At 30.5% G+C, this 13,189-nt stretch carries 13 protein-coding genes; 11 read left to right on the top strand and 2 right to left on the bottom strand.

All coding sequences use genetic code 11. The annotated features are described in order from the left end of the window. The first annotated feature begins 3 nt into the window (after window positions 1–3). The 4 genes from ELQ11_RS06920 to purF all read left to right on the top strand — a co-directional run bounded on the left by ELQ11_RS06920 (window position 4) and on the right by purF (window position 4,442). A complete protein-coding gene (locus ELQ11_RS06920) occupies window positions 4–1,131 on the top strand; it encodes a hypothetical protein (RefSeq protein ID WP_126264559.1) in 1,128 nt (375 codons plus the stop codon). Then, the gene (locus ELQ11_RS06925; RefSeq protein ID WP_002870670.1) at window positions 1,131–2,312 is read left to right on the top strand and encodes an AAA family ATPase; all 1,182 of its coding nucleotides are present in this window, start codon (window positions 1,131–1,133) and stop codon (window positions 2,310–2,312) included. Before ELQ11_RS06920 ends, ELQ11_RS06925 begins: the two co-directional genes overlap by 1 nt. 62 nt (window positions 2,313–2,374) lie before the next feature. Further along, window positions 2,375–3,103: a 4-hydroxy-tetrahydrodipicolinate reductase gene (gene dapB, locus ELQ11_RS06930; RefSeq protein WP_002870671.1), complete on the top strand. Its 729-nt coding sequence runs from the start codon at window positions 2,375–2,377 to the stop codon at window positions 3,101–3,103. A gap of 1 nt (window position 3,104) precedes the next feature. Next, window positions 3,105–4,442: an amidophosphoribosyltransferase gene (gene purF / locus ELQ11_RS06935; RefSeq protein WP_002870672.1), complete on the top strand. Its 1,338-nt coding sequence runs from the start codon at window positions 3,105–3,107 to the stop codon at window positions 4,440–4,442. 2 nt (window positions 4,443–4,444) lie between these two features. Here purF and fliI read toward each other — a convergent pair whose 3' ends face one another. Beyond that, window positions 4,445–5,830, bottom strand: coding sequence for a flagellar protein export ATPase FliI (fliI, locus tag ELQ11_RS06940; RefSeq protein ID WP_002854283.1), 1,386 nt, complete (start codon window positions 5,828–5,830; stop codon window positions 4,445–4,447). Next, entirely contained in the window at window positions 5,830–6,402 is a 573-nt protein-coding gene (gene folE, locus ELQ11_RS06945; RefSeq protein ID WP_002851990.1) for a GTP cyclohydrolase I FolE, read from the bottom strand. Before folE ends, fliI begins: the two co-directional genes overlap by 1 nt. A 142-nt stretch (window positions 6,403–6,544) precedes the next feature. Between folE and tig the strand changes: the two genes are divergently transcribed. From tig to purN, 7 genes are read left to right on the top strand one after another with little or no spacing between them, the layout of a single operon-like run. Beyond that, complete coding sequence (tig, locus tag ELQ11_RS06950) at window positions 6,545–7,879, top strand: trigger factor (RefSeq protein ID WP_126253974.1); 1,335 nt, start codon at window positions 6,545–6,547, stop codon at window positions 7,877–7,879. Further along, entirely contained in the window at window positions 7,879–8,463 is a 585-nt protein-coding gene (clpP, locus tag ELQ11_RS06955; protein ID WP_002861003.1) for an ATP-dependent Clp endopeptidase proteolytic subunit ClpP, read from the top strand. The genes tig and clpP overlap by 1 nt, the downstream gene beginning before the upstream one ends. Window positions 8,464–8,498: 35 nt before the next feature. Continuing rightward, window positions 8,499–9,026 (top strand): peptide deformylase, encoded by a 528-nt coding sequence (gene def, locus ELQ11_RS06960; RefSeq protein WP_002870676.1) that lies wholly within the window; start codon window positions 8,499–8,501, stop codon window positions 9,024–9,026. Continuing rightward, complete coding sequence (locus tag ELQ11_RS06965; RefSeq protein WP_052949939.1) at window positions 9,023–10,528, top strand: YifB family Mg chelatase-like AAA ATPase; 1,506 nt, start codon at window positions 9,023–9,025, stop codon at window positions 10,526–10,528. Before def ends, ELQ11_RS06965 begins: the two co-directional genes overlap by 4 nt. Window position 10,529: 1 nt before the next feature. Further along, window positions 10,530–11,228, top strand: a complete 699-nt coding sequence (locus ELQ11_RS06970; RefSeq protein WP_052949937.1) for an NYN domain-containing protein — start codon at window positions 10,530–10,532, stop codon at window positions 11,226–11,228. After that, window positions 11,212–12,582, top strand: a complete 1,371-nt coding sequence (locus ELQ11_RS06975) for an NAD(P)H-hydrate dehydratase (protein ID WP_126264560.1) — start codon at window positions 11,212–11,214, stop codon at window positions 12,580–12,582. The genes ELQ11_RS06970 and ELQ11_RS06975 overlap by 17 nt, the downstream gene beginning before the upstream one ends. Next, the gene (gene purN / locus ELQ11_RS06980; RefSeq protein ID WP_002870679.1) at window positions 12,573–13,139 is read left to right on the top strand and encodes a phosphoribosylglycinamide formyltransferase; all 567 of its coding nucleotides are present in this window, start codon (window positions 12,573–12,575) and stop codon (window positions 13,137–13,139) included. The genes ELQ11_RS06975 and purN overlap by 10 nt, the downstream gene beginning before the upstream one ends. Window positions 13,140–13,189: the final 50 nt, after the last annotated feature.

The raw sequence follows: 13,189 nt of genomic DNA on the forward strand, positions 1-13,189 counted from the left end.
ATAATGAAAAAATGGATTTTTATTGTTTTTTGTTTTATATTAGGTTTTATTATTCATATATTTTATATAGGATACACTAACGAACTTTTATTTAATAAATTTATTAAAAACAGCAATCCTGATTATACAATTACAGATATTTACTTCAAAAAAGGTTTTTTAACCTCTAAAGGAAGCTTTACTTTAAATCACTCTCATACACAGCTTTCAATCAAAATCAACCTTAAATTTAATAATTATTTTTTCTTAGATAAAATTATAAAAGGAAATTTTACAAATCCTTTTGATTTTTTAGATGAAGTGTTAAAAAACAATAAATTAGGAACTTTTACTCTCAAATTACACGATAACAACTCTAAAATATTTCTAAATATTAAAGATATAAATTTAAGCAATGAAGGCGGAGATACCATAATAAACGGCGGATATATTGAAGCTTTAATGAATAAAAATTTAGAAATTAAAAACATTAAAATACATTTTGATATGATTGATTTTTCTCAATTTTATACTAAATTTATATTGCAAAATTTAAATTACGAACAATTTTTTAACAATCCTGTACAATTTTATGAGTTAAATTTATTTAGCGATAGCCAACAAGAGATCAACTTTGATTATCTTGTGCTAGACAACAATAAAATCAATTCTTTTTATAGTAAAAACCAAGTAAATTTTAATGAAGAAAATTCAGCAATAAACTTAAACATACAAGGAAAATCCAATGAAATTGATATTGATCTTAAATCTTTATTGGGTCAGAATTTGAATTTTGACAAAACAAAATTTAATATAACCATAAATAAATTTCTTAACTCAAATTTCAATATCTCTCATTTTATTCAAAAAAATCTTGATCTAGAAATACAAAATTTAATTCTTGAAAAAAATAAACAAAATATCAGTCTACAAGGCAATTTAAATATTAACAACTCTTATCAAGCAAAATTACAAGTTATCAGTTCAGATGAGCCTGATGAAATTTTTCCTTGGACAAAAGATTATGGAGGTTTAAATCAATATTTTTTAAAAGAAAATAATAACTTTTTTCTAAATTTATCTTATGATAGCTTAGCCAATCCTCAACTAAAAATTAATGGTAGTGAATTTTCAAATATGGATTTAAATTAATGAGCCTAGCTTTGACCTTTCGCCCTGAAAATTTTGATGATATTTTAGGACAATATGAGCTTATAGAAATTTTCAAAAAATTTACTGCTTTACAAAAACTTCCTCATAGTATTTTTTTTGGAACGGCAGGTTCTGGAAAAACAACTTTTGCTAGAGTTGTAGCCAAAGAATTTGGCTTAGATTTTTATGAATTTGATGGAGGAAATTTTAAACTCGAAGAACTAAGAAAAATTTTAGATAATTATAAAAATAGTCTTTATAAACCTTTAATTTTTATTGATGAAATTCACCGCCTTAGCAAAACCCAACAAGAAATGCTTTTAATTCCTATGGAAAATTACCGTTTAATTTTAATCGGCGCAAGCACTGAAAATCCCTATTTTGTTTTAAGTTCTGGTATAAGAAGCCGTTCCATGCTTTTTGAATTTAAATCTTTAGGGGCAAAGGAACTTGAAACTTTACTCTTGCGTGTACAAGAAAAAATGAAATTTAATATTGATAAAGAAGCTAAAGATTTTCTACTTAAAAGTGCTGATGCAAGAGCTATGCTAAATTTGCTTGAATTTGTCTTGGTTTTAGATGAAAAACATATCAGTCTTGAAAATCTTAAAAAACTTCGCAACACCATAAATAGTGAGGGTGTTAGCTCAAAAGATACACATTATATCTTAGCAAGTGCAATGATAAAAAGTTTACGTGGAAGTGACGTTGATGCAGCTATTTATTATCTTGCAAGACTTATTGATGCAGGAGAAAGTGCGGATTTTATCGCTAGGCGTTTGGTGATTTTTTCAAGTGAAGATGTCGGAAATGCCGATCCAAATGCTTTAAATTTAGCAGTTTCGACTCTGGAAGCTGTTAAAAATATAGGTTATCCTGAAGCAAGAATTATCCTAGCCCAATGCGTAGTTTATTTAGCAAGCACAATCAAATCCAATGCAAGCTACAAAGCTATCAATGAAGCTTTAAACTATGTAAAAAATAATGAAGCTTTAGAAATACCTAATTATCTTAACAACAATCATCAAGAAAAACAAGACTATCTTTATCCACATGATTTTGGTGGCTGGGTAGAGCAAAAATATCTTAGTAAAAATTTAAAATTTTATCATAGCAAGGGCTTAGGAGAAGAAGCAAAATTGTTAGATAATTTATATAAATTAAAAAATTATAAAGCTTAATTTTATTATTTAAAATTTACAAAATAAATGCTAAAATCAATATTTTATTTTCAAGGAAAAAGATGATTAAAATAGGAATTTATGGCGCTAAAGGACGCATGGGAAAACAAATTGAAGAATGTTTAAAAAGCGAAACGCAAGCACAAATTTCGATACTTTATGATAAGGGTGGAAATTTAGAAGAGCTTTTTGAAAAAAGCGATGTGATTATTGATTTTTCTTCCCCAAGTGGAACTCATGAGCTTTTAAATTATGCAAGAACTATGCCTAAACCTTTGGTAATAGGTACAACAGGACTTGATGAGAAAATTTTACATTTGATGCAAAGTGCTAGTGAAGTGATGCCGATTTTTTATGCGACCAATATGTCTTTAGGTGTTGCGGTTTTAAACTATCTTGCTAGTAAAGCCAGTCAAATGCTAAGAAATTTTGATATAGAAATTTTAGAAATGCATCATCGCCATAAAAAAGATGCACCAAGTGGTACAGCTATGACTTTAGCCCAAAGTGTAGCAAAAGCTAGAAATTTAGAACTTGAAAAAGTAAGAGTAAGTGGAAGAGATGGCATTATAGGTGAAAGAAGCAAAGATGAAATTTCTGTGATGAGTTTAAGGGGTGGCGATATAGTAGGACGCCATACAGTAGGTTTTTATGAAGATGGGGAATTTTTAGAACTTAATCATACCGCTACTTCAAGGGCGACTTTTGCTAAAGGTGCGATTAAAATCGCTATTTGGCTTAGTAAGCAAGAAGCAAAAATGTATTCAATCAATGATTTTTTAGGAATTTAAAATGTGTGCAGTTGTAGGAGTTATCAATTCAAAAAATGCTAGCACTTATGCGTATTATGCGCTTTTTGCTATGCAACACCGTGGGCAAGAAGCAAGTGGTATTAGTGTAAGCAATGGTAAAAATATTAAGACTATTAAAGCTAAAGGTGAAGTGAGTCAAATTTTTAATCCTGATAATCTAAAAACTTTAGAAGGTGAAATCGCTATAGGGCATAATCGCTATTCTACAGCAGGAAATTCAAGTTTAAATGATGCTCAGCCCATAGCAGCTACTTCGGTTTTAGGTGATATTGCTTTAGCGCATAATGGAAATTTAGTTAATAAAGAAGAAGTAAGATCAAGACTTATTCAAGATGGGGCTATTTTTCAAACCAATATGGATACAGAAAATGTTGTCCATCTTATCGCAAGAAGTAAGCAAGAAAGCTTAAAAGATAGATTTATTGAGAGTTTAAAAGAATGTATAGGGGCTTATTGTTTTGTTTTAGCAAGCAAAGATAAACTTTATGTTGTAAGAGATCCTCATGGAGTACGTCCTTTATCTTTAGGACGTTTAAAAGATGGAGGCTATATAGTTGCTAGTGAAACTTGTGCTTTTGATCTTATAGAGGCTGAATTTATTCGTGATGTTAAACCAGGGGAAATGCTTATTTTTACTCAGGGAAATGATAAATTTGAAAGTATAGAACTTTTTTCTCAAACTCCTAGAATTTGTGCTTTTGAATACATTTATTTTGCTAGACCTGATAGCATAGTAGAAGGTAAAAGCGTGTATGAAGTGCGTAAAAAAATGGGCGAAGCTTTAGCTAAAAAATTTGTTTATAAAGCAGACTTTGTCGTGCCTGTGCCAGATAGTGGAGTAAGTGCAGCTATAGGTTTTGCGCAATATTTACAAATCCCTCTTGAAATGGCAATAGTAAGAAATCATTATGTAGGAAGAACCTTTATAGAGCCAACTCAAGAGCTTAGAAATTTAAAAGTAAAACTAAAGCTTAACCCTATGCGTAAAGTTTTAGAAGGCAAAGAAATTGTAGTCATTGATGATAGCTTGGTGCGTGGCACTACTTCTAAAAAAATAATTTCTTTACTGCGTGCTGCAGGAGCGAGCAAAATCCATCTTGCTATAGCTTGTCCTGAGATCAAATTTCCTGATACTTATGGCATAGATACTCCAACTTTTGAAGAACTTATCAGTGCAAATAAAAATGCTGAAGAAGTGCGTGAATATGTAGAAGCTGATACGCTAAGTTTTTTAAGCATAGAAGAATTAACCCAAAGCATAGGCGATGAAAGGAAATATTCTTTAATCAGTTTTGATGGAGATTATTTTATTAAATAATTTTATTTTAAATTAGGATTAGGCAAGGTTGCACTTGCACTTCCTACATTTATATTTTGAGTTGGTGGCAAAGGAGTATTTGGTGTATCAATTTGACTTAAAAGCTCTAAAGTTTGATTAAATTCGAAGCTTTCTTCAGGATTTTGTCCTAAGAATTTTTGCATAAATTCTTTTTTAGAAATAGCTTCATCAAGTTCTTTATCACTTCCTTTCTGATAAGCACCGATGCGAAGCAATACTTCATTTTCTTTTAAAAGCGAGTTTAAACGCTTAAATTTTCTTGCCCAAAGTTTATGTTCAGGACTTATAATGTCACTCATCACCCTTGAAGCAGAGTTTTGTATATTAATAGGAGGATAAATTCCAAAGTCTGTTAATTCACGGCTTAAAACAATGTGTCCATCTAAGATAGAACGACTTTGATCGGCGATTGGATCGCTCATATCATCACCATCCACTAAAACGGTAAAAAAGGCTGTTATAGTGCCTTTACCTTCTTCTTTACCCGTTCTTTCCATGAGTTGAGGCAAAAGACTTAAAACACTTGGCGGATAACCTTTGGTTGTAGGAGGCTCTCCAAGAGCTAGTCCAATTTCTCTTTGTGCCATAGCAAAACGCGTTACACTATCCATGATAAAAAGTACATCTTTGCCCTGTTCTTTAAAGTATTCTGCCACACTCATTGCGCAAAAAGCACCGTATTTACGCATCAAAGCACTATCATCACTTGTAGCAACAATAATCACTGTATCATCGAGCTTTCCGCCTAAATTTTTTTGTATAAATTCAGGAATTTCACGCCCCCTTTCTCCTATGAGCGCCACTACCTTTATAGGAGCTTTGGAATTTTTAACTATCATTCCCATAAGAGTGGATTTTCCTACCCCGCTTCCTGCAAAAATACCAAGTTTTTGCCCTACACCACAAGTTAAAAGTGCGTCTATGGTTTTAACACCCACGGGAAAAACTTCTTCTATAAGCCCTCTTTTCATCGCATCAATAGGTGCACGCATTATAGGCATATATTTACTTACTTCTATAGCTCCTTTACCATCTTTTGGACGCATAAAAGGATCTACTACTCTGCCTAAAAGTTCATCGCTAACGCCTATTTGCATACCTGCATCACTTATGAAAGCACGATCGCCTATTTTAAAACCTTCTATAAAAGAAAAAGGGCTTAAATAGCTAAATTGTTCTTTGATTTCTACGACCATAGCTAGAGTGTTTAAATTTTCATTTTCATTAGAAACTAGCTTTACTATATCTCCAACCCCTGTTTTAAGCCCACGAATTTCTATACTCGTAGCAGAAATTTTTGTAATCTCTCCAAAGATAGCACTTAAATTTTCTTTACCAAGTTTGGAGCGTAGTTTTTCAAGATTCATTAAAATCTTACCTGTTTAGCAGAGTTTATGAGAGAAAAAAATTCCTCTCTGGTTTTTTCATTTTTCAAGAAAATTCCACGCAAAGCTGAAGTTGTAGTGGTGGAATTAGCTTTTTGCACTCCACGCATTTCAACACACATATGTCTTGCTTCTATGACTACACCCACACCTTTTGCATCGACATTTTCCATTAAAGCTTGTGCGATTTGTTCGGTAAGTTGTTCTTGAATTTGAAGTCTTCTTGCAAACACCTCTACAAGGCGTGGAATTTTGCTTAAACCTACTACTTTTTTATTAGGGATATAGGCTACATGAGCACGCCCAAAAAAAGGTAAAAGATGATGTTCGCAAAGACTATAAAATTCTATATCACGCACTAAAACCATTTCATTATTAGAGCTTTCAAATAAAGCGTCATTTAAAATTTCTTTGACATTTTGCGTATAACCACTAGTAAGAAATTCATAAGCTTTAAAAACACGATTTGGTGTTTTAATCAGTCCTTCACGATTTGGATTTTCTCCTATAATTTCAAGCATAGTTTTAACACAATCTTCAAATTTTTTTTGCAAATTTTTCTCCAAAAATATTTTTATATTTTAATAATAATGTAATATTGCAATTTTATCATAAATTACTTTAAAATTTTATGCAAGCAATAAGGAAAAATTTGCTATCATTGAAAGCAAATTTTATTTTATAAGGAAAAAAACTATGGAAGTAAAGGCAAAGCAACTAGATTCTGTTAATGCGACTGCTAGTGTAAAAATTCCTTCAGGAATGATCAAAAGTGAAGTAGAAAATTTAGCAAAAAAAGCTTCTAAAAGTGTAAAAATGGATGGGTTTAGACCAGGAAAAGTTCCTGTAAGTGCTGTACTTAAAAGATATGAAAGAGAACTCACTCAAGACGCGGAACAAAATCTTTTTAAATCTGCTGTAAATAGTGCTTTACAAGAACTTAAAAAAGAAAGTAAAGAGCTTGTAGGTGAGCCATATTTTGAAAAATTTGATCGTAAAGATGGAGAAATTATTGCTGAGTTAATACTTTCTTTTAAACCTGAAATCAAACTTGAGGGTTATGAAAAACTCATTCCTGAATACCAAACTCCAAAAGTAGGTAAAAAAGAAATTGATGAGAAAAAAGATGAACTTTTAAAGCGTTTTGCTACTCCTGAAGCTATAAAAACAAAAAGAGCTTTAAAAGAAGGTGATTTTGCAAAATTTGATTTTGAAGGTTTTGTAGATGATAAAGCTTTTGAAGGTGGTAAAGCTGAAAATTATGTTTTAGAAATTGGTTCTAAGCAATTTATTCCAGGTTTTGAAGATGGTATGGTAGGAATGAAAATAGGTGAAGAAAAAGATATCAAAGTAACTTTCCCTAAAGAATACGGTGCAGCGCATTTAGCGGGTAAAGATGCCGTATTTAAAGTAAAACTACATGAAATTCAAGAGCTTAAAATTCCAGAACTTGATGAAGAAATGCTTAAAAAACTTTTACCAGGAGAAGAAAAAGCTAGTGTTGAAGTTTTAGATGAAAAATTAAAAGAGCAAATCAAAAATGAAAAGCTTTTTAAACTTGTAAATGACGAATTAAAAGGTAAATTTGCAGATACTTTGATTGAAAAATATAATTTTGATTTACCTAAAGGCATAGTAGAACAAGAAACTGATATGCAAATGCGTGCAGCTTTTAATACTTTTAGTGAAAAAGAAATCGAAGAGCTTAAAGCAAGTAAAGAAAAATACCAAGAAAAACGTGATTCTTTTAAAGAAGAAGCGCAAAAAAGTGTAAAACTTACTTTTATTATTGATGAGCTTGCAAAATTGCGTAAGATTGAAGTAAATGATCAAGAATTGATTCAAGCGATTTATTTTGAAGCATATCGCTATGGTATGAATCCAAAAGAGCATTTAGAAAACTATAAAAAACAAGGAGCTTTACCTGCTGTGAAAATGGCTTTAATTGAAGAAAAACTTTTTAATGATATTTTTATGCCAAAAACAGAAAAATCGGAAAAAGCGAGCAAAAAAGAGAAAGAAGATAAATAATGTTTATTCCTTATGTTATTGAAAAATCCAGTCGTGGTGAAAGAAGTTATGACATTTATTCACGCCTTTTAAAAGATAGAATTATTATGCTAAGTGGCGAAATTCATGATGAACTTGCTGCTTCTATCGTAGCACAACTTCTTTTTTTAGAAGCTGAAGATCCTACAAAAGATATTTATCTTTATATTAATTCTCCAGGTGGTGTCATTACAAGTGGTTTTAGTATTTATGATACTATGAACTATATCAAACCTGATGTTTGTACGATTTGCATAGGACAAGCTGCTTCTATGGGAGCATTTTTGCTTAGTTGTGGCGCAGAAGGAAAGCGTTTTGCTTTGCCTAATTCACGCATTATGATTCATCAACCTTTAGGTGGAGCTAGAGGTCAAGCCACAGATATTGAAATTCAAGCTAAAGAAATTTTAAGACTTAAAACTATACTTAATGATATTTTGGCAAAAAATACTAAGCAAAAAGTTACAAAAATAGCAAAAGATACAGAAAGAGATTTTTTCATGTCAGCACAAGAAGCTAAAGAATATGGACTGATTGATAAGGTTTTGGAAAAAAGTTTTAAATGATTTCTTTGGAGATCATTTAAAACAAAGGTTTTTTAATGGTTAGAAAAATTATCACTTATCCTAATCCTAGACTTTTTTTAAACTCTGAAATTGTAAATAAATTTGATGCAGAACTTCACACCTTGCTTGATGATATGTATGAAACTATGATAGCAAGTAATGGAGTAGGTTTAGCAGCTATTCAAGTGGATATTCCTTTGCGTGCTTTACTTGTGAATATTTTTGATGAAAATGATGAACAAAAAAAAGAAGATTTGCTAGAGATTATTAATCCTGAAATTATTCCTTTAGATGAAGAAATGATCACTTGCACAGAAGGGTGTTTGAGTGTGCCAGATTTTTTCGAAGAAGTAAAACGCTATAATCATATCTTACTTAAATATCAAGATCGCTTTGGAGAATTTAAAGAACTTGAAGCAAAAGGTTTTTTAGCTGTGGCCATTCAACACGAAAATGATCATTTAAATGGACATTTATTTATAGAAAAAATTTCTTTTGCTAAGCGTCAAAAATTCGATAAAGAATTTAAGAAAAAGAAGAAAAATCATAAAAAAGAGAAATGAAAAAACTAAAGTGCATAAGCTTTCATGAAGGCTTAGACATTATAGAGGTAGAATCCACTTTTACAAGAGGTTTGCCAAATTTAAGCATAGTAGGACTTGCAAGTGTAGCGATTAAGGAAAGTATCGAACGCATCAAAGCCACGCTTTTAAGTTGTGATTTTGCTTTTCCTGCTAAAAAAATTACTATCAATCTTAGTCCTTCAGGCATCCCAAAAAAGGGATCTCATTTTGATTTGGCCATTGCTTTATTAATCCTTTTGCAAAATGAAGAATTAGATGACTTTTTTGTAGTAGGAGAATTAGGACTTGATGGAAGTATTAAAAGCACTAACGAGCTTTTTTCTTTGCTTTTGTTTCTCTCTGCTAAAATTAAAAAAGCTAAAATCGTTGTTCCAAAAAGCATAGCTCAAAAAGCTTCCATGATACCAAATTTGGAGGTTTATGGACTTGAAAATTTAAATGAAGCAATAGAGTTTTTTAAAGAAAAAAATTATGAAAATTTTCACTTCTCGCACAATCATCCTTTATTTACAAACCCTTTGCAAATAGAAAATGAAATTTTTTTACAAAATATGGATTTTAAACTTGATTTTAAAGACATCAAAGGGCAGGAAAAAGCTAAAAGAGCTTGTATGATAGCTGCTTTAGGTATGCACAATATCTTATTTGAAGGAAGTCCAGGAAGTGGTAAAAGTATGTGTGCTAAACGCCTTGTTTATATCATGCCTCCTCAAAGTTTAAGTGAAATTTTAATGCAAAATGCTTATATGTCTTTAGATTCAAAAGATTGTGAATTTACTAAAATTCGTGCTTTTCGTCATCCTCATCATACTTCTACAAGAGCAAGTATTTTTGGCGGAGGAACAAAAAATGCTAGAATTGGAGAAGTCGCACTTGCAAATGGTGGAGTATTGTTTTTTGATGAATTTCCACATTTTAACAAGCAAATCATAGAGAGTTTAAGAGAGCCTTTAGAGGATCATAAAATTCATATTTCAAGAGTAAATTCTAAAATCACTTATGAAACAAAATTTAGCTTTATAGCTGCCCAAAATCCTTGTCCTTGCGGAAATTTATTTTCTAAAAATCTTTCTTGTGTTTGTAGTGAAAATGAGATTAAAAAATACAAAAATCACATTTCAGCTCCTATTATGGATAGGATTGATCTTTATGTAGCTATGGATGAGATCAGCAAGGATGATAAAACGAGTATAAGTTCTAAAGAAATGAGTGAAAAAATTTTACAAGCTTTTATTTTTGGTAAAAAACGGGGGCAAAAAGAATTTAATGGGAAATTAAAAGATGAAGATTTAAGTCGTTTTTGTGTATTGGAAAAAGATGCCAAAGATACACTAGATTTAGCAATTTCACGTTATAATCTTTCTTTGCGATCACTCAATAAAATTTTAAAAGTTTCAAGAAGTATAGCGGATTTAGAACAAAGTCTTAATATTAACAAAACCCATATTTTAGAAGCTTTAAGCTTTAGAGCAAGGAATTAAAATGGAAAATAAAAGTATAGCTATCTTTATAGATGCAGAAAATATCCCTGCAAAATACGCTAAAAGTATTTTTGATATCGCTTCAGATTATGGAGAGGTTATCATTAAACGCATTTATGGAGATTGGACTCAAAAAAATATACAAGGTTGGAGAGAGCAAATTGCTGAATATTCTTTAATTGCTATGCAACAATTTAATTTTGCAGCCAACAAAAACTCAAGCGATATGTATTTAATCACTGAAATCATGTCCATATTTTATGAAAAAAACATAGATATTTTTGTTATTGTTTCAAGCGATAGCGATTATACTTCACTCATTCAAAAATTAAGAGAAAATAAAAAACAGGTTATAGGAATGGGGCTTGAAAAATCTATAAAATCCTATGTAAATGCCTTTAGTGAATTTTTTTATTTAGATAAAGATGAGAGTAAAAAAGAAGATATTTTAAGTAAGGATTATTTAAGAGCTTTAATCAATATCACCGAACAGCTCATCGATGAAAAGGGGCGTGCCGAATACGCACTAATACGCACTAATATGAACCGCAAATACTCGGATTTTCATCCGCAAAATTATGGTTTTAAGAATTTTCGTGCTTTGATCCAGAAATTTTTACCTAAAATGAAAAAATTTGAAGAAGAAAGAGAAAAAAATATATATTTTTTGGTGAAAAAAGATTATGAAAGCTATTATTGATAATATAAACATTTTAGAACAAAATGCTATAAATAAAGGCTTAGATGAGCTTATTTTAATGGAAAATGCGGGATTAAATTTAGCCAAACTAATTAAAAAAGAAGCTAAAAAAATCTGCATTCAACGCAAGATTAAAAAAGTAAAAATACTTTTTTTATTAGGTGGGGGTAACAACGCTTCAGATGGCTTGGTGGCTTTAAGAAATTTAAAACACGCTAAAGCTTATAAAGTAGGCTTTAAAGAAAATACGCTTTTTAAAAAACAAGAGCAAATTTTACAAAATTATGCTTTTAAATTTTGTAAAAAAGAACCTGATTTTAAAAAATTTCATATTATCATTGATTGTATTTTAGGCACAGGCTTAAATCGTTGCTTAGATGAAAAAACAAGTTTAATAATTCAAAAAGTTAATCAAAGCAAGGCTTTAAAAATAGCTTGTGATATGCCTACAAATTTGGGATTTTATCCTTGTTTTAAAGCTAATATTACACTTTGCATGGGAGCCTTAAAGGAAATTTTACTTGAAGATTTTGCTAAGGAATTTGTAGGAAGGATTAAAATAGCCAATTTAGGCATTAGCTCTAAGAAATTTTACCCTAATTCTCAAGTTTTTTTGCTTGAAAAAAAAGATTTAAAAACTATAGATAGAAAAATCAACGCTAATAAAGGAAATTTTGGCCATATTTATATAGTTGCCAATGCAAGCGCTGGAACTTTAGCAGGACTTGGAGCCTTAAATTTTGGAGCAGGTCTTGTTTCTTTAGTAGCACAAAAAAGCTTCTCGCCCCTTTTGATATTAAAAGAAAAAATTGAAAATAATGCAAGTGCTATTGCTTTAGGTATGGGGCTTGAAAATTTGGATTTTCTAAAAGATGAAATTTTGCAAAACACTCCTTTGATCTTGGATGCAAACTGCTTTTTAAGTGAAGCTTTGCTTTGGTATTTAAACAGAAAAGATGTCGTTATAACCCCTCATCCAAAAGAATTTATAAGACTTTATAAAATATGCTTTGATGAGGATTTAAATATAGAAACATTGCAAAAAAATCGCTTTTTCTACGCTAGAAAATTTTCACAAAATTATGATTGTGTTCTTGTTTTAAAAGGAGCAAATCCTATTATTGCACAAAAAGAAAAATTATTTGTTGTAAATTTAGGAAATCAAGCCTTAGCTAAAGGTGGGAGTGGAGATGTTTTAAGTGGAATGATTGCTGCGCATTTAGGTTTTGGTTTTAGTGCTTTAGAAGCAGCAAAAAATGCTACTTTAGCCCATGGACTTGTTGCAAAGAAATATAAATTTAATAAAAATAGCTTTGATGCTTTAAAACTTATCAAAGGATTAAAATGCTTGTAAAATTAGCTGTACTTTTTAGTGGAAATGGAAGTAATTTAGAAAATATTTTAGAAAAACTTCATAAAAAAACTATAGGAGAAAATACCTATGAAGTAGTACTTTGCCTTTGCAATAAAAAAGATGCTTTTGGTATACAAAGGGCAAAAAAATTTGGTCTTGATACTGTGATTGTTGATCATAAGGCTTATAATACTCGTGAAGAATTTGATACGATTTTAGTACAAAAAATCAAAGAAAGTGGAGCAAATCTTACTGTATTAGCAGGTTTTATGAGAATTTTAAGTCCTGTTTTTACAAAAAATATTAAAGCGATCAACCTTCATCCTTCTTTATTGCCACTTTTTAAAGGAGCACATGCGATTAAAGAAAGCTATGAAAGTGATATGAAAGTGGCTGGCGTGAGTGTGCATTGGGTCAATGAAGAACTTGATGGTGGAATGATTATAGCTCAAAAAGCTTTTGAAAAAAGAAATTTGAGTTTTGAAGAATTTGAAGAAAAAATTCATAGCCTAGAACATGAAATTTTACCCTTAAGTGTGATTGAAATTTTTTCTTAAAGAATTAAAGGTATTTGCTTTAAAACTATAAAATATCGCTTTAAAAAAAT

The sequence above is a fragment of the Campylobacter sp. US50a genome (assembly GCF_004379015.1).
GTDB lineage: Bacteria > Campylobacterota > Campylobacteria > Campylobacterales > Campylobacteraceae > Campylobacter_D > Campylobacter_D jejuni.

Coding starts and splice junctions, on each gene's coding strand:
- ELQ11_RS06920 (WP_126264559.1), top strand. CDS start 4: ATGAAAAAATGGATTTTTATTGTTTTTTGTTTTATATTAGGTTTTATT.
- ELQ11_RS06925 (WP_002870670.1), top strand. CDS start 1,131: ATGAGCCTAGCTTTGACCTTTCGCCCTGAAAATTTTGATGATATTTTA.
- dapB (WP_002870671.1), top strand. CDS start 2,375: ATGATTAAAATAGGAATTTATGGCGCTAAAGGACGCATGGGAAAACAA.
- purF (WP_002870672.1), top strand. CDS start 3,105: ATGTGTGCAGTTGTAGGAGTTATCAATTCAAAAAATGCTAGCACTTAT.
- fliI (WP_002854283.1), bottom strand. CDS start 5,830: ATGAATCTTGAAAAACTACGCTCCAAACTTGGTAAAGAAAATTTAAGT.
- tig (WP_126253974.1), top strand. CDS start 6,545: ATGGAAGTAAAGGCAAAGCAACTAGATTCTGTTAATGCGACTGCTAGT.
- clpP (WP_002861003.1), top strand. CDS start 7,879: ATGTTTATTCCTTATGTTATTGAAAAATCCAGTCGTGGTGAAAGAAGT.
- def (WP_002870676.1), top strand. CDS start 8,499: ATGGTTAGAAAAATTATCACTTATCCTAATCCTAGACTTTTTTTAAAC.
- ELQ11_RS06965 (WP_052949939.1), top strand. CDS start 9,023: ATGAAAAAACTAAAGTGCATAAGCTTTCATGAAGGCTTAGACATTATA.
- ELQ11_RS06970 (WP_052949937.1), top strand. CDS start 10,530: ATGGAAAATAAAAGTATAGCTATCTTTATAGATGCAGAAAATATCCCT.
- ELQ11_RS06975 (WP_126264560.1), top strand. CDS start 11,212: ATGAAAGCTATTATTGATAATATAAACATTTTAGAACAAAATGCTATA.
- purN (WP_002870679.1), top strand. CDS start 12,573: ATGCTTGTAAAATTAGCTGTACTTTTTAGTGGAAATGGAAGTAATTTA.